Here is a 21,700-nt window from a genome sequence, read left to right as displayed (position 1 = left end):
AAATTCCGTATAAAAAAACAGCCCCGGCAAGGACTGTTTAACATCATATTTATGCCCTGGAAATGTATTTCCCTTCAGAAGTGCTGATTACCAGTGTCTCTCCCTTGTTGATAAAAAATGGAACTTGTACAATTAGTCCGGTTTCCATTGTAGCCGGTTTTGAGCCGCCGCTGGCTGTATCTCCCTTAATACCCGGCTCGGTTTCTGTAACTTCCAATTCCACGTTTTTTGGTAAACCCACTCCCAGTACTTCTCCTTCATAAACGATAATGGACACTTCCATATTTTCTTTCATGTAATTTAATTCATTTTCTATTTGGTCTGATGCCAATTCAATCTGTTCATATGTGTTCGTGTCCATAAACGCATGTGAAGTACCAGATGCATACAAATATTGCATGGTTTTATTTTCAATATGTGCTTTACCAACTTTTTCACCTGCGCGAAACGTTTTTTCCTGGATATTGCCACTTCTTAAATTACGCAGTTTGGAACGTACAAAGGCTGCTCCTTTTCCAGGCTTCACATGTTGAAATTCCATTACCTGCCAAATATCATTATCTACTTCAATCGTCAATCCTGTCTTAAAATCGTTTACCGAAATCATATTAGTACTCCTCTCTGTCCATCAGTATTAAACATAGACTAATTCTTTTGAAGAAAATGTCAGTCGTTCATTTCCTTTTTCTGTAACAATAACATCATCTTCAATTCTGCAGCCGCCAACTTGAGGAACATAAATACCTGGTTCAACGGTGACAACCATTCCGGTCTGAAGTTTTTTGTCTGATCGAAAAGAAAGTGAAGGGCCTTCATGAACTTCCATCCCCAATCCATGACCGGTGGAATGTCCGAAATAGTCCCCGTATCCCTTTTCCTTAATATAATCTCTTGTCAATGCATCAGCTTCTTTTCCTGATATACCAGGGCAGATGCCTTCCACTCCCCGAATTTGTGCTTCTAAAACAGTGTCATAGATATTTTTTAATTCATCATTTATTTCACCCACTGCTACTGTTCTTGTAATATCTGAACAGTAACCATGATACAGTGCCCCATAGTCCATCGTTACGAGTTCGCCAGACTGGATTTCTTTTTCAGAAGCAACTCCATGAGGCAAGGCAGAACGAAAGCCGGAAGCGACGATAATATCAAAACTTGATGATGCTGCCCCTTGTTTTCTCATGAAAAATTCCAATTCATTTGAAATGTCAATTTCTTTTACACCCGGTTTTATAAAGGATTGAATGTGCTCAAAAGCATTATCTGCAATTTCGGCCGCTTTTTTCATTATTTCCAGTTCATCCTGATCTTTAATTAAACGGAGTTCCTCTATTACTCCGCTGACTGGAACTAATTCCACATCCAGTACATTTTTATAATTTTCATACCGGCTGTAACTTACATGATCCTTTTCAAATCCAAGGCGTTTCACATTCATTTCTTTTAATTGATCTTTTATTTCAAGTTCAATTAATTGTTTGTGTTCAACAATTTGGAAGCCTTCTGCCTGTTTGGCTGCCTGCTCTGTATAACGAAAATCTGTGATAAAACGCGCATCATTTTTCGTAATAACAGCAGCTCCTGCCGTTCCGGTAAAACCGGTGACATATCTTCTGTTAATGGAACTAGTTATTAAAATTGCATCCAGCCCATTCTCTTCTAGAGCAGCTCTTACTTTATCCACTTTCTCCATGAAATCATTCCTTCCCATTTCCGATATCTTCAACTTAATAAAGCAATAAATACACCGATTTCAGTGTATCATAAACAATTCCATTTGGATAACGATAAAGTATGCAAGCAGCAGGCCAATCCTATAGGATAATTAATTTTGAACTTGTTCCTTCTTTTCTTTTATCTTCGTATCATGATAATCATAGGCGATGGAATAACCAATAAAAGTGCCGTATAAAATAAACAAACAAGCGGTTGATACTAATGTATTGATTTCAAGGTCGACAAATGCAGGAATGTTCGGAAACAGCGGATGCAGCACAAAAAATATGATTCCCCAGAGTACAATGCCAAACGTGACCCCTATCCACATCGTATACAACTTCTTGAGTGTGATATAGTATATAAACGCAATGATCATTGATAACAATCCCATCATAATAACGGTTATTAATGTTCCGAGCCAGCTCTCCACCCACGTGGCATTTACCCATGACTTCAAGACAAAAGATGTAGGAGAAACTTCGGTAAAGTTAAAATAATATATGATTAATCCGGTAATACTTGCAATCAACCCTCCAACAAATCCGGTAATCATAGCTCTGGTCAATAACGAAAGTGGTTCTTCATGTTTATTTTGTTCCAATTGATGCTGTTCTTTCATAATAGTCACCTCCAAAATATAGTATGACCAGTTATTGTTAAAACCATTAGTTTCTAAATGCATCTAATATGATATAATATTTATAATATTCGCGAGCCAAATCTTTTCTAAAACTGCTTTTATTTGATACTATATATAAAATAACTATATCTTGCATATATAAAAAGAAAAATGGAAACCATTAAAATAAGAAATAAATGATTCTCCATCTAAAAAAGTGGGTATAAAACGAGTAGAAAGTGGTATATGAAATATAGAAGCTGTTCAAACATAGTGCCTTGTTATTATAAAAGAAAGGAGGGGTTTTTATGTCCGGTAATAAAATAGCAACATTGGTTTATATCATTATAGGATTAGCTGTAATCGGTTTAATTTCACAACTATTCACCAATACGGTAGGCTTTTTGACAAATATTCTGGTTATGCTTGCCATTGGTCTGGCCATTTTCGGGGTAATCTATTTTGTATTTCTAAGAAAAAAATCTCCTTCTAATGATGCAAAAAAATACAAACAGGCGGTTAAACAATCGAAGACTAAATATAAAAACCAAAATCCAAATCGCTCTTCTATGACTAAAAATAAGAAACCGCAGCCGGTACAATCCCGGAAGAAGCTTCATAAACGTGCTTCCCATTTGCGGGTAATCGATGGAAATAAATCAAACCCAAAAGACCGGGCTTCTTTGTAAGCCCGATCTTTTTCATACTCTTTGATTACGGGAAAAACCCTATCTAAAATTAGTTCATTTTGGCCAGTTTTTCAGAAATTTTTCAGTAAATTCATATCCTGTATCCATTAATTCATTTTTCGTTGTTTCATTGATCGCAAAATCCGTTGTCCCTATATCTTCAACCGGAATAAAAACAATATTGTGCTTTTCGTCCGTGGATATATATCTTGTATCATGTGCCTTCTTCATCGTAGAGAACAATGCTTGGAACATATCCAGTGCATTGTTTATTTCATGAGACTGATGCTGATCTTCAATGGACGAGCTTAATTTCACCCCTATAATCGGTCTGTCCCGTTTGTATGTACCATTATCAAAAATCCACAGCGGAAAATTACTTAATAATCCCCCATCAACAATAATACTTTTTTTATTCGTTTTCCCGGGAAGTTTTTTTGGCATAAAAAAATAAGGAAAGCCCGCACTCATCCTTACAGCCTTGGCTACAGGAAAATATGTCCCATTGATTCCATAGATTCTGTCCAAATCATCTGGAATAACAACTAGCTTACCTAACGAAAGATCACTAACGACCACTTTTAAATAACCCGCTTTTAAATCGTTAAAAGTATATATATTCTTTTTAGCCAATTGCTCATATAACCACTTTTCCAGTTTGTCTCCCCTGTTCATTCCCAATTGAAAATATAAGAAAAACCATTTACTGAATGGAAGCAGCTTTGCTAGTTTCGGAGGATCGGCAAAAGTATGAAGATCTACTTCCTGCAGAAGATTTTTGATTTCTTCCGCATGGTAATCGGCTGCTATAAAAGCTGCTATTATCGCACCAGCTGAAGTACCTGCAACACGTTCCAGCTGCAGATTTTTATTTTCAATACGCTCGAGTGCTCCCAAAAATGCATAAGCTTTAACTCCCCCGCCCGAAAAAACACCATCAATTTTCATCTGTTATTCTCCTTGTCAGCCTTTTTTATATTTGTAAGCTGAAGAAGAAGCATTTAGAACATACTTGATGAAAAAAACGAACTATTTCACTGTTTCTTACTGTTTATTTTTCATTATCCATATGCATTTGTCTTAAAAGTTTCACTCTATCCTCGTCTTCTTTAAAATAATTAACAAGATCTCCAATACGGTCAATGGAGTTCCAGCTTAAATGGTGTTCAATCCCTTCTACATCCTCATAAATATTTTCTTCTTCAACCCCGATGATTTCAAGGAATTCTTCCAAGAGTTCATGACGAAAAACAAGCCGCTTTCCGATTTTATTTCCTTTTGCAGTCAGAATGAAGCCTCTGTATTTTTCATAGTTTAAATAGTCATCCTTATCCAGCTTCTGTACCATTTTTGTTACAGATGAAGGATGTACCTCCAGTGCTTCTGCTATATCAGATACTCTGGCATATCCTTTTTTTTCTATTAAATTGTATATTTGTTCTATGTAGTCTTCCATACTTGGTGTAGGCATAGTATCTCCTCATTTCGGTGAATAATTTTTATCTAGGGCAACATTGTTTCTTTTTTGAGCATAACGTAAATCTCCTTTCTGAACAAGTATTTACTGTATTGGAGATACTTTTTCCATATTATTTTATAATAAAAAAGAGGTTATCCCTCTTCTTCAAAACTGGAGTGGTTGAAGATGAGGGATGACCTCTTCCCTTTGATAATTATAATCCGCATTTCAGCTGTGCATTACAATTCGTACAGGTGTTACATCCACCTATATCTTCTATACTTCCTTCACGGCATACAGGACAGGTATCACCAATTTCAGATCCAATGGTAACGTCTGTTTTTTCCAATTCCTGTATGGTATCCATTAACACCACTTTTGGTGACTCGGATTCTTCAAATAGTTCTGTTTGTTCCCCGAAGGAATTATCTTCTGCTTTTAAAGTCAGAACCTGCGTGTCACGGCTTCCGTCTACATAAACGGTTCCGCCTTTTGCTCCTCCATTATAGAGGCGCTGATATACATTTTCTACTTGTTCCACGGAATAACCTTTTGGTGCGTTTACTGTCTTGGATATAGAACTGTCTACCCAGCGCTGAATGATATTCTGGGTATCTGCATGTGATTCCGGCGCAAGTTCCATAGCCGTTACAAACCAATCCGGCAGATTATTTGGATCTGCATCAGGATTATTATCCAAGTATTCCTGTACAATATCTGCTTTTACTTCAATAAATTTGCCTAACCTTCCGCTTCTGTAATAAGAAAAGGAAAAATATGGTTCAAGTCCTGTGCTAACTCCGACCATTGTCCCAGTGCTGCCAGTTGGAGCGACAGTTAACAGATGCGAATTTCGGATTCCATGTTCTATTACACCTTGTCTAATATCTTCTGGCATTTTCTTCATATACCCGGTATTGATAAATGCTTCACGCAATGCTTTTGTTTCTTCTTCTGTATTGCCAACCAAGAATGGAAAACTTCCCTTGTCCTTTGCCAGTTCAATCGATTCCCTGTAGGCAGTAGTTGCAATCGTTTCAAAGACTTCCTCAACAAGCTTATTCCCTTCCCGTGATCCGTAGGCTGTTTCGCAATAGATTAATAAATCATGAAGTCCCATTACACCGAGTCCTATACGTCTTTCACCAAGTGCTTGTTTTTTATTTTCTTCCAGGAAGTACGGCGTTGCGTCAATCACATTATCCTGCATACGAACTCCCGTTCTTACTGTCTGTTTTAATTTTTCCGTATTAATCTGTTTTGTTGTTTTGTGGGCCATCTCAGCCAGGTTAACTGCAGCCAGGTTACAAACAGAATATGGTGCGAGTGGCTGTTCCCCACACGGATTTGTTGCAACTACCTGATCCCCATAAGCTTTGGCATTAGTCATGTCATTGGCATTATCAATAAAGAAAATACCAGGTTCTGCAGAATAGGTTGCACAAATATTAATTAAATTCCACAGGTCTTTCGCTTTTACGCGGCGGTATACACGGACACCGTAACCCATTTTCTCCCATTTTCTCACATCACCAATATCATGCCACTTTTCATTATATGCTTCCATCTCTTCTTTCGTATAATTCTCCACATCCGGGAAACGCAACTCGTAATAATCATCATTTTCAACTGCTTCCATAAATTCCTTGGTTAAACATACAGAAATATTTGCTCCTGTTAAAAATTCCGGATTATGAACGGAGTAGGTTCCGCCTGTGCTTAATTTGTTTTCAGCTTCCTGGATGGCTGCGTTTGTAAATCCGCCGGTACCTGGCATAGTTCTATAATTGGTGACACCCTGATATAAATCAGCTTCCGTGTCTGTTAATGGAGTAAAATTCAGTTTTTCTTTTGCCAGTCTTTTTATTTGTTCATCTTCTGTATTCTCAATAAGAAACCGCAAAATTCTAGGGTTCTGCATTTTGGAAATAATGAACTCGATGATATCAGGATGAGAATCCACGAGCATAATCATTTGAGCCCCACGTCTTGATCCACCCTGTTCCACCAAATGCGTTAATTTCGCAATATCATCAAGCCATGAGACAGATCCCGATGATTTGCCATTTACGCCTCTTGCCAGCGTATTCCGCGGCCGGAGTGTAGATCCGTTTGTCCCTACTCCTCCGCCTCTTGACATGATTTCCATTACCTTTTTGCGGTGGTCGGAGATCCCTTCCCTTGAATCCTTAATATAAGGCATCACATAACAATTGAAATAAGTTACTTCTGTATCAGCTCCAGCGCCGTACAATACTCTTCCTGCCGGGATAAAGTTCATATTGCTGAGTTCATCATTAAACTTCGTAAACCAATCTTGCTGTTTTTCTTCTGAAGTTTCTACAGCTGAGAGTCCTTGTGCATTTCTTTTTGCAATTTGCTCATAATAAATTTCAAGCGGTTTGTCGACGGTATCCAGTTTACGTTTAACCACACCTGTTTTGGCTTCCATTTCATCATCCAGAACGGAAACATAGTCACTGTGCACTTGAATATCCGCTTCCTGGTTAAACCGGTCAATCGACTTTATAAATCCGAGCCCTCTTGCAGGGAATTTCGGATCTGCTTTTACCGTTAGTACTACAAAATCCCCTTCTTTTAATGTTTTTTTCTCCGTGTCCTTAAAAGCATATCGATCCAGCATAACAAGACGCGATACCCCTTTATGGCTTAATTTCATATCATCTGTAATAGGGTGTACTTGCGGAAACAGCTCAATGTCCTGATTCAATGCTTGTACATTTATGCGATTTCCAGTTTCAAAAGTTGTTGCCATATGAACTCTCCTTTATTTATTCGATATTATCTGTTGGTTTGTGTTTACTGATTTACTATTACAATACCACAATTATATATTTTAAAACAATATATTGAAACGTTTTTTATAAAAAACACTATATATTGTGTTGAAAGCAAATTTTAACGTCTCTGTCAACAAAAGAAATTCCATGATATTCTATGTAAAACAGGGATAAAATGAGCATAAGGCAATTTTTAATTATAAAATCAATTTTTTTGTCATTTGCATTATGTATTGTAATAGCCCCTAATTGATCAAAACCGCCAAGCACAGAAATCATTGTAGCACACGGATAAAAGTTTTGAAAAATTACAGGCTTCATTCTATAATAGATTGTGTACGCTCTTAACTAAATGGGGGAAATGTATGGAAATACTCGTAGTAGCACTAGTTATTTTACTGGCATTTATGGTTTTTCGTTATTATAGACAAAAGAATTTTTTAAATGTCTTAACAGAAGATCAATTTCGTGAAGGCTACAGAAAGGCACAATTAATTGATGTCCGGGAACCGCAGGAATTTGATAAAGGACATATACTGGGTGCCAGAAACATTCCTGTAACCCAGATGAAACAGCGTCTGGTGGAATTGCGAAAAGACAAACCGGTTTATTTATACTGCCAAAGAGGTTCCAGGTCAGCACGAGCAGCACAGCTTTTGCACAAAAAAGGCTACCAGGATCTAAATACATTAAAAGGCGGGTTTAAAAAATGGACAGGTAAAATTAAAGTAAAAAAATAAATCTATTAAAAAACCCCTGAGCTTCACAAACGGCTCAGGAGTTTTTGTGTTGTTTTTGCCCCATATTGGTGACTGTACACGTTTTATTATTTGAATTACCCTTTACTTTGAAAGCGTAAAACCGGCTTACGGGATGCGGTTGCTTCGTCTAAACGTTTTACAGCTGTGTGCTGCGGAGCTTCTTGAACGATTTCCGGATTGTGCTTCGCTTCATCAGCAATTTGAATCATTACATCGATAAATTGATCCAATGTTTCTTTTGATTCTGTTTCCGTAGGTTCGACCATCATTGCCTCTTCCACAATTAATGGGAAATAAACAGTCGGCGGATGAATATCTAAATCCAGCAGGCGTTTGGCAATGTTTAACGTTCTAACACCAAGCTTCTTCTGTTTATTACCGGATAACACAAACTCGTGTTTACAATGTTGTGTAAATGGCAGTTCATATTTTTTTTCAAGACTGCGCATCATATAGTTTGCATTAAGTACAGCATATTCACTAACTTTCTTCAATCCTTCCGCGCCCATTGTACGGATATACGTATAAGCTCGCACATTAATTCCAAAGTTTCCGTAGTAACCTTTCACCATACCAATGGACTGTGGGAGATCATAGTCAAATTCATACATTCCATCGTTTTTACGTACTACCGGTTTAGGCAGGAATGGTGCAAGTTCTTCTGAAACGCCGATTGGCCCGGATCCTGGTCCACCACCACCATGTGGTCCAGTAAATGTCTTATGAAGATTCAAATGTACTGCGTCAAAACCCATATCTCCTGGACGACTATAACCCATAATAGCGTTTAAGTTTGCACCATCATAGAACAATTTACCGCCTGCGCCATGCACGATTTCTGCCATTTCGACGATTTCTGTTTCAAATAAACCTAGCGTGTTCGGGTTGGTTAACATGAGCGCTGCGGTATTCTCGTTAACTACACGTTTTAAATCTTCAACGTCAACTAATCCTTTTTCATTTGATTTTACTTCCACCACCTTAAATCCTGCAACTGCTGCAGATGCCGGGTTAGTACCATGTGCTGAGTCTGGTACAATGACTTCATCCCGGTTGTGATCACCATTTGACTCGTGAAATGCTTTTATCATCATGAGTGATGTCCACTCACCTTGTGAACCTGCAGCTGGCTGCAATGTGATTTCATGCATTCCTGTGATTTCTTCAAGATGTACTTGCAAATCATACATTAATTCAAACGCACCTTGCACTGTTTTCGGATCTTGATATGGATGGATATGACTAAACCCAGGAAGTCTGGCAACATCTTCGTTAATCACCGGATTATACTTCATCGTACAAGATCCCAGTGGATAAAACCCGGAAAGTATACCAAAATTACGGTTGGATAACCCTGTATAGTGCCGCATTAATTCCAATTCATCGACTTCAGGAAGTGCTGCATCGACCTTACGTATATATGCATCTTCAAGCTCTTCTTCAAGGTTGACTTCCGGAACATCGAGTGCAGGCAAGTTATATCCTGTTCTGCCTTCTTTACTGCGTTCAAAAATTAATGGAAAGTTTTCATTAGCCATTGATATCCCCCACTTCTTTTACGAAAGCATCGATTTCTTCTTTTGACCGGATTTCTGTTGTAGCTATAAGCATATGGTTTTCTAATTCGGGAAATATTTTGCCAAGATCAAACCCGCCGATAAATCCTTTTTCGAATAAAGCATCATTGACAACGTCTACCGGTTTGGAAAGTTTAATTACAAATTCATTGAAAAATGACCCATTAAATACAGCTGGTAAATTAGCTTCTTCTAATTTTTGCTTAGTATATCTTGCCTTTTGCATATTTAATTTTGCCATTTCTTTCACACCGTTCTTACCAAGTGCGCTCATTGCAGCTGAACTTGCTACAGCGTTTAATGCCTGATTCGATGTAATATTTGATGTTGCTTTCTCGCGCCTGATATGCTGTTCTCTCGTTTGCAGTGCTAGAACAAAACCGCGCTGGCCATCTGTATCAATTGTTTCTCCAACAAAGCGTCCTGGTACTTTACGCATTAATTTTTTCGTCGTTGCAAAATAACCACAATGTGGTCCGCCAAATTGTGCCGGAATACCGAATACTTGTGTATCACCAACAACAATATCTGCCCCAAATTCACCTGGAGGCGTTAAATACCCAAGAGAAAGCGGGTTACTGGAAGCAATAAACATTGTTTTCTTATCCTGTTTAATCCGTTCATTGATTTTTTCCAGCGGCTCAATCTGACCGAAGAAGTTAGGGTACTGAACTAAAACGGCGGCTGTATCTTCATCCAGTTCTTTTTCCAGCTGTTCTAGATCAGTAATACCGTTTTTGTAATCAATTTCGACAATGTCAAGTTTCTTCCCGTTTGCAGCAGTTTCAACAAGTTGGCGATATTCAGGGTGCAAAGCAGCTGAAACAAGCACTTTTTTGCGTTTTGTCTGGGCTACACTCAAGTAGACAGCTTCCACAACAGCTGTTCCTCCATCATATAAAGAAGAGTTGACAATTGGCATTGCAGTTAATTCTGAAATCATTGTCTGAAATTCAAACATAGCTTGCAGTTCACCTTGTGTAATTTCCGGCTGATAAGGTGTATAAGCAGTATAGAACTCTTGTCTGGAAATAACATGATCAACGACAGATGGAATGAAATGATCATAAACTCCCGCACCTAAAAATGACCGATATTCTGTTAAATTCGCGTTTTTGCCTGCCATTTCTGTCAGTTCTTTTTTTAATTCATATTCGCTGGCTGTTTTTTTCAAATTTAAATCCCTGTTCAGTCTTACTTCTTTCGGAATATCAGAAAATAGTTCGTCTGTAGATGATACACCAATTTCATCCAGCATTTCCTTTTTATCTGATTCAGTCGTCGGTAAATAACGAAATTCCATTTTCATATCCTCCCCTGCGTTCGCGGTTTATTTTGTTAAGAATGGTGTTTCAATAACTTTAGCTCGTAATTCCCTTTTTCTTACCTTGATCGTCAATTCCGTTCCCGATGCTGCATATGCTGCATTCACAAGTACATTTCCAATATTCTTTCTCAATGTCGGAGATTGTGTTCCTGACGTGACAAAACCTATTTCCTCTTCGCCGTCCAGCACTCCATAACCGGTTCTTGGGATTCCCTTATCAATCATTTCAATACCTGCCAGTTTTCTTTCAGGTCCATTTTCAATTTGTTTTTTCAAAATTTCTTTTCCGATAAAATCAGCGTCTTTTTTAGCTTTGACGGCAAAGGCCATGCCGGCCTCCACCGGGGTAATATTTTCGGAGAGCTCCTGGCCATATAACGGCAGATTTGCTTCAAATCGCAATGTATCACGTGCACCTAAGCCAACAGGCTGCAAACCTTTATCCTTGCCTGTCTCAAGTATCATTTGCCAAAGATCGCGCCCGGCATCTTTATCTATATAAATTTCAAACCCGTCTTCCCCGGTATAGCCTGTTCGGGAAACCAAAGCAGACGTTTTTAATGATCCAATAAAAACCTCCTGATCAAACCGGAAAAATTTGATACTATTCAAATCCGTTTCTGTTAACGTTTGCAAGATTTTTTCCGCTTTTGGACCCTGCAGGGCAAGCTGCGCGTAATCTGCTGATACGTTTTTTATTTCTACCTCTTCGGCACTATAGACATTATGTTTAAGCAGCCATTCATAATCTTTTTCCGTATTTGCCGCGTTAACGACTAATAAATAATCATTCTCTTCCATCATATAAATCAGGAAATCATCTACTGTTCCCCCGTCTTCATAACACATAAAAGTGTACTGCGCCCGGTTCGGTGTTGATTTTGACACATCTTGCGTTACCATTTTTTGTAAAAATTCCAAACTTTTGGGGCCTTTCACCGTTATTTCTCCCATATGGGAAACATCAAACAGCCCTGCATGGTTTCTTGTGGCATGATGTTCTTCTTTAATCCCGGCAAACTGTACAGGCATATCCCAGCCTCCGAAATCAATTGTTTTGGCATTTAGCTTTTCATACTCCGGAAATAATGGGGTTCGCTTTACCTCACTCATATTTTCAATCTCCTTTCCAATTTAATGTTTTACTCAATAGAAAACTTGGCTTATCGCCAATCCTTAATGGCGAAAGCCTTAGTTGCACTTATGCATGTAAGAAAGTGTTACACTTTCTTACATGCGAAAAAAAACAGAGATTTCACAATTACTCTTCGTGAAATCCCTGTCCTTAAACCAGAAAGTTTCATACCCATTTGAAATGATAGTAACAACCTGAGTACTTGCTTCGTGGGTGGTTTACCATAGTAAACACTCTCCAGAGGTGCGTCCCGCAAGGGTCTTTTTTGCCTGAGAGATTCACATTTCTGCTTGCTCCTTCGGCGTTACTGTTCATTAAAACAGTAATCTCTCCCCTTGCAATCATTCGCTTTTTATAATAAAAATACGCTATTTGGCAATACTAAGAACCATTATCGTGAAATATCCGTTTAGTTACGGCTATTATACCATAGAAATGCAACAGAAAATAGAATTTACAATAACTATAGAAAAAGGAAGTTAGCCATGCATTCTATTCACCTTCACAAGGATACAGCATTCATCGATCAGCTGCAGTTTCATTTGGATAAAGGGGAAAATCTCTCCCCGTGGGAGCTGTTTCACATGTCCTATGAAGCTGAATTAACAACGATGAGCAGTCAATTTAACGGATTGCGCTCACTTGATTACTTACCCCAGTTGGATCTTATGGAGCATCAAATAAACTGTGCAAATCAAGTAATAGATCAAATGAATGGACGGGCAATTCTCGCAGATGAGGTCGGCCTGGGTAAAACCATTGAAGCAGGGCTTATTTTAAAGGAATATATGGTTCGGGGGCTTGCCAAGAAAATATTGATTCTTGTCCCGGCTTCCCTCGTAAACCAATGGGAAAAGGAACTTAATAGCAAGTTCTTTATTCCTGCTATTGCCCACCGGAAAAATTATGCCTGGGAACAAGTTGATATTATTATCTCATCCATCGATACAGCAAAACGCGCACCGCACAGAGAAAAGATTTTAGATATTGACTATGATTTTATTATTATCGATGAAGCGCATAAACTGAAAAACCATAAAACGCAAAATTATCAATTTGTCCGTTCCCTAAAGAAAAAATACTGTTTACTGCTTACAGCCACCCCTGTGCAAAATAAGTTAGTTGAAATATTTAATTTAGTTTCGATTTTAAAACCCGGTCATTTGGGAAACTACGATTCTTTTATAGAAAAATACGGAAACCACCGAAACAAGATCAAAGAAGATGCCTATTTAAAGCAGCTCGTCCAAAAGGTAATGGTGCGAAACACCCGGAAAGATACACAATTCAGTGATACAAAACGAAATATTGAAACCGTTTGGATTGATTTTTCCGATGAAGAAAAAAAGGTGTACTCGCAGCTGGAAAACAGTATACAATCTTTTTCATCCTTTTCAAAGATCACCTATTTAAGAGAATTATGCTCCTCAAGAGAAGCATGCTATATATCATTAAAAAAATGGGTTGAGCATGCGGGGGAAAATGACCATATTAACGCAATCACAAATCAGATTGAGCAGCTGCCCCATCATGTAAAAGCTGAAAAAACCGTAGAGTTAATTAAGGAAATCGGCGATGAAAAGGTGATTATTTTTACGGAATACAGGGCAACACAGCTTTACCTGCAATGGTATCTGCAACAGTATGGTATTACGTCCGTGCCATTCAGGGGCGGTTTTAAAAGAGGAAAAAAAGACTGGATGCGCCAGTTGTTTGAAAATCACGCACAGGTGCTTATTGCTACAGAAGCCGGCGGGGAAGGAATAAACCTACAGTTTTGCAACCACATGATTAATTATGATCTGCCATGGAATCCAATGAGACTGGAGCAAAGAATTGGCCGAATACACAGGTATGGACAGGATAAAGATGTTCATATTTATAATTTCGCCATTAAAGAAACAGTGGAAGAACATATCATGTCACTACTGTATGAAAAGATTAATTTATTTGAACAGGTAATCGGACAGCTTGATGATATTCTGGCTGAACTGAATATTGGTGATATGGAAGCAGAAATCCAAACGATCGTTAATGATTCTGTCTCTGTCGGAGAAGCAAGGATTAAATTAGATAATCTTTCCTCCATCATTCAGCATAATTATGAAGAAACAAAGGAGCGGGAACAATATGGCAATTAATGATTTAAATGCTTTCTTATATGATTATTTTACCGCTCATCATTGTGAAGTTTCCTCTGATGAAAGCGGCGTTATTGGCATTCGATTAACGGAAGAAATGGACAAAGCGTTAATGAACAGGCCATTTTATTGGCATTATATCAAAAAAATGGGCCATGCCGGGGAACCAATGCAATTAACATTAAACACAAACCCTGAAAGGAAAAAAGAAAAATCCGAGTGGATTCATTTCGGGAGCCCGAGATTGCAGCAAATCATTAATCATTTACGAACAAATGAAAAATACACAAAATTATTTCAGTCCATTAACACAACGGCCAATACGGCCTTATACCCGTGGCTTGTCGTTAATTTAAAAATAAGCTATCAAGGGAAGCATAAACGGGATGAACTTTTTTCCATCGGGCTACATTTGGTAAACGGTATGATGAAAGTGGAAATGATGGATGTTTTAAAAAAGTTCACGTTACATCCAACCATATCCGATTATTGTTATACCATTTCCCCTATGATTAAGATAAAAAGCGGATTTAAAAGAATCGAAAGTGTCATTGATCAATATATAGAAAACCAAACTCACGAATGGGCACAAGAGTCATTGAAGTTATTAGACGAGGAAATCAAACTGCTCGAACACTTTTATGAAACGGAAACCGAAGAGGAACAGCAACAAATGGAAAAAGAGAAGAGGGAAATAATAGAAAGATATCATCCGGAGGTTACGTATGAGGTCATCAACGGGGGGTTGTTTTATTTAGCAAATGGAAGCGTAGAGTAAAAACCAAAGAGCAGACATTTCGCGAAAAACGTCTGCTACTCTGTCCTCCTGATGAACATGCGGAAGACGAAAGGCAAAATTCCGATCCATCGATTTATATAGAATTGATGGTTGTTTTTTTGTTCTGATTTTCGCCTTTTTCTTTCATCAGATGGTAAATCAATATAGCTTACAACCTGTTCTGTCATAAATTTTAAATATGCATTGCCTGAAATAACTAATCACCTCATTTCTTTTATATATAGGATTACCTCCAAGTGTATAAGCTATTCCATAAATTTATTTATATTTTTTTAAAAAAAGAAGGAATTCCGGGAAAGATGTCGAAATAGTATGTTACAGCCGCATAGAATAAGGAGGTGAGCCATAGAATGAGCCCTGCAGCTCCGCTTTCCAATAAGCTCATTGATGATGCTGTCAAGGAGCAAGCTTCAGATATCCACTTTTATCCATTCAAAAACCGGACAGATATTTATTTTCGAATCCATGGAAAAAGGATGCTCCACCAATCCATATTAAGTGAACAATATCAGCTCCTGATGACGTATTATAAATTCACCTCCGGAATGGACATTGGTGAAAACAGAAAACCACAAAACGGAGTGCTTACCCATCAAGTAAACGAACAATTATTTTCCCTTCGTTTATCTACACTACCGGTGAACCACCACGAAAGCCTGGCAATACGTATTCTTCCACAAGAGAAAAACCTTAGTCTTAACCAGCTCTTTCTTTTTCCTGACCAATTAAAAAAACTGAAAAAATGGATTTCACAACGAGCGGGTATTATTTTGTTTACTGGGCCGACCGGCAGTGGAAAAACCACTACCCTGTATGCATTATTGGAGACCATTCTAAAAGAGAAGTCCTATCAGACCATCACACTGGAAGATCCAATTGAAAAGCAGATGGAGGATATACTTCAGGTCCAAGTGAACGAAAAAGCAGGAATAACCTACCAGACCGGTTTGAAAGCTGCATTAAGGCATGATCCGGATATCATTATGGTCGGAGAAATTCGTGATGCCTACACAGCTCAATTTGCTTTTGATGCATCATTAACCGGTCATCTTGTATTAAGCACACTCCATGCCAAAAATACGAAAGGAACCATTCATCGTCTGCTGGAGATGGGATTACAGCGCACTGATTTGGAACAGTCATTAATCGCCGTTGCATCACTGCAGCTGCTGCCGCTTTCTGTTTATAAACATGACGGGAGACGCGGTGCAATTTTAGAACTTTTGGACGGTGAATCGTTAACAAATACGCTACAAGGAGCTGAGACATTAAGACAGAATAATTTCCATACATTTGAAAATTTAAGAAAGAAGGCTTTTGCTTATGGATATATTTCTAAGGAAATTTATCAAATGGAAAAAGAAGAACCTTTCTGATAACTTACAGATTCTTTTTTTGCAACGGATGAGTCGTCTATTATCTTCAGGCTATCCCCTGCTGGAGGCATTGCAGGTTTTAAAATGGGATAAGCAATTGATCTACCCCGCAGAAACCATTATTCGCTCTTTAAAAAATGGTGAAACAATCGACAATTCATTCGCGCAGGCAAACTTCCACCAAACGATCACAGGATATTTATCCTTTGTAAAATCTAATGGTGATTTGCAAGGAAGCATTGAAAAATGTTTATTCATGTTTGAGAACCGTATTAAGTACAGAAATAAGTTTCTGCAGACAGCAAGATATCCATTTATCCTACTATTTATTTTTATCATTCTGCTTTATGTTATACAGTTGTTTGTCCTTCCGTCTTTTGTAAACCTTTTCCAATCTAGCACACATGCGTCATCTTCCCTTGTGTTTTCCATTTTTATCATTGATTTTTTGTTTAATGCGGGCATGCTTGCCATTTTAGTGCTTCTCATCTGTTTTTTGGGGTGGCGAATCACGAAAGACAAAATAAGTATACAAATACAAATCAAACTGATTAATGCCCTTCCCGTATACCGCAAAATAACCAAGCTGCAAACGTCCTTTCACTTTGCCACTCATTTCAGTACCCTGCTGAAAACAGGCATGCCATATAAAGATATACTCGACCATATGGCCGAACAAAAGCAGCTGCCTGTTCTGTCCCATTATTCCCTTATGATAAAAGAAGAATTAACGAAAGGCATTCCCATCGCCTCACTCATATCACAATTCAGCCTGCTGGAAAAACAGCTGACAGGTATTTTTCAAAATACCCAAAATGCTAGCGCGCTGGAAAAGGACTTGACCATTTACGCAGAATTGCTGACCGAGGAAATAGAAAGAAAAACAATGAAAACGATAACTTATATTCAACCAGTGTTTTTTGCCATTTTGGCAGGCTTCATCATGTTCATCTATATAACGTTAATGTGGCCAATGTTTCAATTAATACAAACGATATAAAAGGAGTAGAAAAAATGCTTAAAAATAATAAAGGATTTACGTTAATAGAAATGCTTGTCGTTCTGATGGTGATTTCCGTGTTAATTATATTGATTGTTCCAAATTTAAATTCTAACAGTGAAAATATTAATGAGAAAGGCTGTGATGCATTAACTGCTGTAGTTCAGGCCCAAGTTGATGCGTATTATATTGATACAGGAAGATATCCGGGGACTTTGGGAGAGCTGGTAGAAGCAGGATATATTAATGATGAACAGAGGCAATGTCCAGATGGGGATCATTTAGATTATGATGATGACAATGGTACAGTATCTAATTCTTAATCTTAAAACTACGAAGAATAAAAACGGATTCACCCTGATCGAAATGTTAATCGCACTCAGTATTGTCATGATCATGCTGTTACTCGTCGTCCCCATATCTCTTTCCACATTGGATGCTGCAGAAGAAGAACAATTTCTTCAGACACTTGAATTCGATGTGTTATATATACAAAGCATGGCAGGTGAAAATCTATTGACTTCAATTAGATTTGCTGATGACCATTATCGAATTATCAGAGGGAATCAGGAAGGATTCATAAAAAGGGATTACCCTAAAGACGTCACTATAAATTCTCGTATAAGTAATGAGATAACGTTTGATCACCGTGGTTCCATCAGAAACCCGAGAACAATTGAGATTCACACAAAAAATGCATCCTACCGCATGATTTTTCCATTTGGAAAAGGAAGGTATTACATTGAAAAAGAATGAAGGATTCACCCTAATCGAAGTGCTTATAGCCACCACTATTCTTATGACAGTGGTAACTACCGCTGTGCCAATTATCTCGATGGTCCAATCCGAACGCCAGGTGTTAAGTGAGCGCCGGACAATTTCCCTAAAGGTTCATGATGAGCTGCAGCAATTTTTATGGCTGGAAGATATAACGCTTCCGACCGCTTATTCAGAAACCATTCACGAAAAAGCAGTACAATTTACATTTAAAAAAGAAAATGAATATGTGAAAGGATGTGCTGAATGGCAAAATGCGAAAAGACGATCTGAATCATTTTGTCTCTATGGAGTTTCAAAAGAGTGAAAAAGGGTTTATTTTCCTCCATTTACTCGTTGCCATTACCATTTTATCTGTTTGCCTTCCCTTTCTAAGCTATTTATTACAGGCAGCTTCATATGATAATAACTACAACGAGATTTCTGTCCAGCAGTTCTTTCAATATTTACGTAATGATGTGATCCAATCAACAGGATATCACATTCGCAGCAACCCTTCACGGATCGATCTAGAGCTGGAAAATGGAAACATTGCCACAATTGAACCATACGGAAGTCTCATTAGAAGACAGGTAGATGGTAGAGGTCATGAAGTTTATTTGCGGGACGTTAAACAGATCCAGTTAAAGCGTCTCGATTACGGGTTTCAATTAAACATAACTACAGCAGAAGGAGAAAATTATGAAAAAACCTTTGTCTTTTATGAATAATGACCGGGGATTTTTCCTTCCGCTTGTTCTGTTTTCAGTTACTCTCTTATTCATATTTATTAGTGCCAATATACAAAGCTATAAACATGATGTTCAAATAACCGAAAGACAGGTAGAACAGGTTATTGTCGAGTCATTATTTCAATTGGGAAGAGAAAAAGTAAAAGATGAACTAATCTCAATCGAAATTCCGGATAAGGTTCAATATACCTTTCCCGATGGAACAGTAAATATAACTATTTCTTCCAAAGATTATTTCTATGAATTATTTTTCTCCATAAAGACCAATAATAATATAAACTACAGCTTTTTAAATCACATGCCTAAGCCTGAAGAACCGACTAATCAGTAAATCTGTTCAATTTCCAACAGTTCGAACTTCTCCCCATTGTAACCAACATTTTTACTATAATAAAAGTAGAAATGATTGGAAAGGTGATCTAGGTGGAACAGACATTGATGGTTACTAAGGTATTAAGTGATCCGACCAGATATAATATTTACCAGCACATCATCCAAAATCAGAGAGAAGTAAGTGTAGCAGATATTGCTAAACAATTTGATACCATCCGAACGTAGCAAGATTACATTTGTCAAAACTTGAAGATATTAACATGGTGAAATCCTATTAGAAATTAAGCGGCAAAGGCGGCAGGCAAAGCAGGCTATATTGTTTGTCTGATGAAATGATTGAGCTGAATTTCCCCCACCACGATTATAAGATGTTTGCTACCATTGCACTGGAATCATTCCTTGAACTCGGTGATCCCGGCAGAAAGGCACTGTTCCAAACAGGAAAAAATACGTACAAAAGTGAGGGAACATTATCAAACGATGCCGATCAGCAACGAATTATCGGTGGGAGAAAAATTGACCATCCCGGAAGATGCAGGAACAATGATTGGCATGTATCCAAAATTCGAATACAATGAAAACAATCAAAGCATCTCATTCAAAATTAATAACCTACAATGATATGCACCAGTCTTTTCTAAAAGGAATGCTCGAAGTATTATTCAAAATATTGATTTAAAAGAGGAAGAAAATATGTTCCAGCGTTGTGCGAGCTGTAAATATGTTGCAAAATACTCCATGGCATAGTAAGATTTTACAAGACGGGATTCCTCGTATATAATAACAAATGAAAAGTTACCAAAAGGAGGGGATGGCATGGAGCGAATGTTTCGTGTGCTTGCCTTTTGGACGGGTATATTTACAATCATGTTTTTTATAGGAGACATGTATAAAACATCTTTATTATTCCTTGTTCAAACGGCATTTTTCCTTACATTAAGTTATTTGAAATTATCTGAACGTATGTATATGTATTTATTCGCAGCTTATCTGACAGTTTTCATGGTCGGATTTACATGGTATTCCGAATTTATACTTGTACCTGGTTTCGGACATTAATCGGCAAAACCCCTGTATATATATAAAATACGGGGGTTTTTGCTATTTTTGGCTGAAACTGTTGACATGTTGCTAATAAACGATTAAGGTAGTAAAAACTGCTTAACTTATATTATTGACTAACAAAAAAGCAGAGCACATCCCCCTAAAAAAACCCTTCAAATCTTTTGAAGGGTTTTTACACTTTTATTATCGTGGATTATGCTGAAAAAAAGGATTACGCGCTTTTTCCTGCCCGATGGTTGTTTCAGGCCCATGTCCAGGGTAAACAACAAAGTTGTCATTCAGTGTATACAGCACATTTCGAATACTTGATTCCAGAAGCTTTATATCTCCCCCTGGTAAATCAGTACGCCCGATCCCCTGGTTAAATAAAACATCTCCACTTATTACAAACTGTTCATTTTTAAAAATAAGGCTTACACTCCCCGGTGAATGTCCAGGTGTATACACAGCTTCAAAGTCAAATGATGAAATCTGTATTGGACCTGGCTTAAGTGAAAGTTCAGGAGCTTTTGTTATAACTTCATGACCCTCAAATCGCCATGACCCATTCAAACTTGCATCCGTTAACCAGTTTGCTTCTTTTTCATGAAGATATACTTCAATCGTATAATAATTCCTAAGATCTTCTACTCCGCCAATATGGTCAAAATGTGCATGGGTTAACAAAATGGCTGCAGGTGTAAGTTTCTCCTCATCTAAAAACTGAATTACTCTCTCTGCCTCTCCTCCGGGATCCACGATCAGCGCGTTTGATTCATCATACACGATATAACAATTTGTTCCCAGCGGCCCCAGCGGCAATGTTTTAATATTCATTAAAATCCTCCTTATCCAATTCATAATAAGTTAATCCTGTATAAATTTTGAACGTATATTTAAAAGGATAAATAGAAACAGGAAATAACTCGACAAATGCAACGGAATACTATAAAATAAGTATTATAATTGCTTAGTTACATATTAATATAAAAACAATTCCTGTACCAATAATGTAATCGGGGAACTAACAAGGAGGATCAGCAATATGCATATCGTATTAGGAATTATCTTTTTACTCGTTGCGATACTTGCAGTTGTGTCGGTTATTCGTCAATTGAAATTTAAAAATATGTTTGCATTGGCCTTTTCCGGATTAACTGCTCTTGCATTTGGATTTTTTTCAATTGCGACCATAATATCGGAAATAGCAGGATAACTAAATATCACAATAATTATGAAAAAAAGCTTACTGAAAAAATGCAGTAAGCTTTTTTGTGTGTGTACGTAAGCGTCAAATAAAACACACATAGAATCAGAAAGTCATCCATGCGATAATCTTCTTAGAAATGAATTCAGGAGGTTATGCGATGACTCTAAAAGACAAAAGAATAGAATGGGAAGCGCGGTAT

The 21,700-nt window shown here is 37.7% G+C and carries 26 protein-coding genes and 2 riboswitches; of the genes, 15 read left to right on the top strand and 11 right to left on the bottom strand.

Going from position 1 to position 21,700, the window contains the following annotated elements:
- Positions 1-49: 49 nt before the first annotated feature.
- The 3 genes from efp to ACDX78_RS15525 all read right to left on the bottom strand — a co-directional run bounded on the left by efp (position 50) and on the right by ACDX78_RS15525 (position 2,341).
- On the bottom strand, positions 50-607 hold the full coding sequence (efp, locus tag ACDX78_RS15535; RefSeq protein ID WP_486029073.1) for an elongation factor P: 558 nt from the start codon (positions 605-607) through the stop codon (positions 50-52).
- 27 nt (positions 608-634) lie between these two features.
- Positions 635-1,696, bottom strand: coding sequence for a M24 family metallopeptidase (locus ACDX78_RS15530; protein ID WP_486029072.1), 1,062 nt, complete (start codon positions 1,694-1,696; stop codon positions 635-637).
- Between the two features lie 132 nt (positions 1,697-1,828).
- Entirely contained in the window at positions 1,829-2,341 is a 513-nt protein-coding gene (locus tag ACDX78_RS15525) for a YqhR family membrane protein (RefSeq protein ID WP_486029071.1), read from the bottom strand.
- A 308-nt stretch (positions 2,342-2,649) separates the two neighbouring features.
- On the opposite strand from ACDX78_RS15525, the gene ACDX78_RS15520 reads away from it, so the two are divergent.
- On the top strand, positions 2,650-3,030 hold the full coding sequence (locus ACDX78_RS15520; protein ID WP_486029070.1) for an SA1362 family protein: 381 nt from the start codon (positions 2,650-2,652) through the stop codon (positions 3,028-3,030).
- A gap of 54 nt (positions 3,031-3,084) precedes the next feature.
- On the opposite strand, the gene ACDX78_RS15515 is transcribed toward ACDX78_RS15520, so the two are convergent.
- The 3 genes from ACDX78_RS15515 to ACDX78_RS15505 form a co-directional block, all read right to left on the bottom strand.
- A complete protein-coding gene (locus tag ACDX78_RS15515; protein WP_486029069.1) occupies positions 3,085-3,978 on the bottom strand; it encodes a patatin-like phospholipase family protein in 894 nt (297 codons plus the stop codon).
- 103 nt (positions 3,979-4,081) lie between these two features.
- Positions 4,082-4,501: a transcriptional regulator MntR gene (gene mntR / locus ACDX78_RS15510; RefSeq protein WP_486029068.1), complete on the bottom strand. Its 420-nt coding sequence runs from the start codon at positions 4,499-4,501 to the stop codon at positions 4,082-4,084.
- A gap of 202 nt (positions 4,502-4,703) precedes the next feature.
- Positions 4,704-7,265: a vitamin B12-dependent ribonucleotide reductase gene (locus ACDX78_RS15505; protein ID WP_486029067.1), complete on the bottom strand. Its 2,562-nt coding sequence runs from the start codon at positions 7,263-7,265 to the stop codon at positions 4,704-4,706.
- A 390-nt stretch (positions 7,266-7,655) separates the two neighbouring features.
- On the opposite strand from ACDX78_RS15505, the gene ACDX78_RS15500 reads away from it, so the two are divergent.
- Positions 7,656-8,030 (top strand): rhodanese-like domain-containing protein, encoded by a 375-nt coding sequence (locus tag ACDX78_RS15500; RefSeq protein ID WP_486029066.1) that lies wholly within the window; start codon positions 7,656-7,658, stop codon positions 8,028-8,030.
- Between the two features lie 95 nt (positions 8,031-8,125).
- On the opposite strand, the gene gcvPB is transcribed toward ACDX78_RS15500, so the two are convergent.
- The 3 genes from gcvPB to gcvT are packed head-to-tail and all read right to left on the bottom strand — an operon-like array spanning position 8,126 to position 12,068.
- The gene (gene gcvPB / locus ACDX78_RS15495) at positions 8,126-9,589 is read right to left on the bottom strand and encodes an aminomethyl-transferring glycine dehydrogenase subunit GcvPB (protein ID WP_486029065.1); all 1,464 of its coding nucleotides are present in this window, start codon (positions 9,587-9,589) and stop codon (positions 8,126-8,128) included.
- On the bottom strand, positions 9,582-10,931 hold the full coding sequence (gcvPA, locus tag ACDX78_RS15490; RefSeq protein ID WP_486029064.1) for an aminomethyl-transferring glycine dehydrogenase subunit GcvPA: 1,350 nt from the start codon (positions 10,929-10,931) through the stop codon (positions 9,582-9,584). Before gcvPA ends, gcvPB begins: the two co-directional genes overlap by 8 nt.
- Positions 10,932-10,958: 27 nt before the next feature.
- Complete coding sequence (gcvT, locus tag ACDX78_RS15485) at positions 10,959-12,068, bottom strand: glycine cleavage system aminomethyltransferase GcvT (RefSeq protein WP_486029063.1); 1,110 nt, start codon at positions 12,066-12,068, stop codon at positions 10,959-10,961.
- A 164-nt stretch (positions 12,069-12,232) separates the two neighbouring features.
- A riboswitch (glycine riboswitch) is annotated at positions 12,233-12,333 on the bottom strand.
- 3 nt (positions 12,334-12,336) lie between these two features.
- Positions 12,337-12,435, bottom strand: a riboswitch (glycine riboswitch).
- Positions 12,436-12,575: 140 nt separating this feature from the next.
- Between gcvT and ACDX78_RS15480 the strand changes: the two genes are divergently transcribed.
- Positions 12,576-14,231 (top strand): DEAD/DEAH box helicase, encoded by a 1,656-nt coding sequence (locus ACDX78_RS15480; RefSeq protein ID WP_486029062.1) that lies wholly within the window; start codon positions 12,576-12,578, stop codon positions 14,229-14,231.
- Entirely contained in the window at positions 14,221-15,009 is a 789-nt protein-coding gene (locus ACDX78_RS15475) for a YqhG family protein (RefSeq protein ID WP_486029061.1), read from the top strand. Before ACDX78_RS15480 ends, ACDX78_RS15475 begins: the two co-directional genes overlap by 11 nt.
- A gap of 35 nt (positions 15,010-15,044) precedes the next feature.
- On the opposite strand, the gene ACDX78_RS15470 is transcribed toward ACDX78_RS15475, so the two are convergent.
- On the bottom strand, positions 15,045-15,224 hold the full coding sequence (locus tag ACDX78_RS15470) for a YqzE family protein (protein WP_486029126.1): 180 nt from the start codon (positions 15,222-15,224) through the stop codon (positions 15,045-15,047).
- Positions 15,225-15,380: 156 nt separating this feature from the next.
- On the opposite strand from ACDX78_RS15470, the gene comGA reads away from it, so the two are divergent.
- The 10 genes from comGA to ACDX78_RS15420 all read left to right on the top strand — a co-directional run bounded on the left by comGA (position 15,381) and on the right by ACDX78_RS15420 (position 20,306).
- Positions 15,381-16,406 (top strand): competence type IV pilus ATPase ComGA, encoded by a 1,026-nt coding sequence (gene comGA / locus ACDX78_RS15465; protein ID WP_486029060.1) that lies wholly within the window; start codon positions 15,381-15,383, stop codon positions 16,404-16,406.
- The gene (comGB, locus tag ACDX78_RS15460) at positions 16,354-17,406 is read left to right on the top strand and encodes a competence type IV pilus assembly protein ComGB (RefSeq protein ID WP_486029059.1); all 1,053 of its coding nucleotides are present in this window, start codon (positions 16,354-16,356) and stop codon (positions 17,404-17,406) included. Before comGA ends, comGB begins: the two co-directional genes overlap by 53 nt.
- A gap of 14 nt (positions 17,407-17,420) precedes the next feature.
- Positions 17,421-17,729, top strand: a complete 309-nt coding sequence (comGC, locus tag ACDX78_RS15455; protein ID WP_486029058.1) for a competence type IV pilus major pilin ComGC — start codon at positions 17,421-17,423, stop codon at positions 17,727-17,729.
- On the top strand, positions 17,707-18,162 hold the full coding sequence (gene comGD, locus ACDX78_RS15450; RefSeq protein ID WP_486029057.1) for a competence type IV pilus minor pilin ComGD: 456 nt from the start codon (positions 17,707-17,709) through the stop codon (positions 18,160-18,162). Before comGC ends, comGD begins: the two co-directional genes overlap by 23 nt.
- Positions 18,149-18,490 carry a type II secretion system protein gene (locus tag ACDX78_RS15445; RefSeq protein ID WP_486029056.1) on the top strand — a complete coding sequence of 114 codons (342 nt, stop codon included), beginning with the start codon at positions 18,149-18,151 and terminating at the stop codon, positions 18,488-18,490. The genes comGD and ACDX78_RS15445 overlap by 14 nt, the downstream gene beginning before the upstream one ends.
- Positions 18,438-18,893, top strand: coding sequence for a competence type IV pilus minor pilin ComGF (gene comGF, locus ACDX78_RS15440; protein WP_486029055.1), 456 nt, complete (start codon positions 18,438-18,440; stop codon positions 18,891-18,893). Before ACDX78_RS15445 ends, comGF begins: the two co-directional genes overlap by 53 nt.
- Positions 18,865-19,245, top strand: coding sequence for a hypothetical protein (locus tag ACDX78_RS15435; protein ID WP_486029054.1), 381 nt, complete (start codon positions 18,865-18,867; stop codon positions 19,243-19,245). Before comGF ends, ACDX78_RS15435 begins: the two co-directional genes overlap by 29 nt.
- A gap of 104 nt (positions 19,246-19,349) precedes the next feature.
- On the top strand, positions 19,350-19,472 hold the full coding sequence (locus tag ACDX78_RS15430) for a hypothetical protein (RefSeq protein ID WP_486029053.1): 123 nt from the start codon (positions 19,350-19,352) through the stop codon (positions 19,470-19,472).
- A 95-nt stretch (positions 19,473-19,567) separates the two neighbouring features.
- Positions 19,568-19,825 carry a hypothetical protein gene (locus ACDX78_RS15425; RefSeq protein ID WP_486029052.1) on the top strand — a complete coding sequence of 86 codons (258 nt, stop codon included), beginning with the start codon at positions 19,568-19,570 and terminating at the stop codon, positions 19,823-19,825.
- A gap of 238 nt (positions 19,826-20,063) precedes the next feature.
- On the top strand, positions 20,064-20,306 hold the full coding sequence (locus ACDX78_RS15420; RefSeq protein ID WP_486029051.1) for a DUF2626 domain-containing protein: 243 nt from the start codon (positions 20,064-20,066) through the stop codon (positions 20,304-20,306).
- Between the two features lie 189 nt (positions 20,307-20,495).
- Here ACDX78_RS15420 and ACDX78_RS15415 read toward each other — a convergent pair whose 3' ends face one another.
- The gene (locus ACDX78_RS15415) at positions 20,496-21,128 is read right to left on the bottom strand and encodes an MBL fold metallo-hydrolase (protein ID WP_486029050.1); all 633 of its coding nucleotides are present in this window, start codon (positions 21,126-21,128) and stop codon (positions 20,496-20,498) included.
- A gap of 208 nt (positions 21,129-21,336) precedes the next feature.
- Between ACDX78_RS15415 and ACDX78_RS15410 the strand changes: the two genes are divergently transcribed.
- A complete protein-coding gene (locus tag ACDX78_RS15410; protein ID WP_486029049.1) occupies positions 21,337-21,507 on the top strand; it encodes a DUF2759 family protein in 171 nt (56 codons plus the stop codon).
- Positions 21,508-21,700 lie beyond the last annotated feature (193 nt).

The sequence above is a fragment of the Virgibacillus oceani genome, from assembly GCF_041521345.1.
In the GTDB taxonomy this organism is placed as follows: domain Bacteria; phylum Bacillota; class Bacilli; order Bacillales; family Amphibacillaceae; genus Virgibacillus_N; species Virgibacillus_N oceani_A.
Note: the sequence above shows the minus strand (reverse complement) of the source record. Positions and strands in the feature narration are given on the sequence as shown.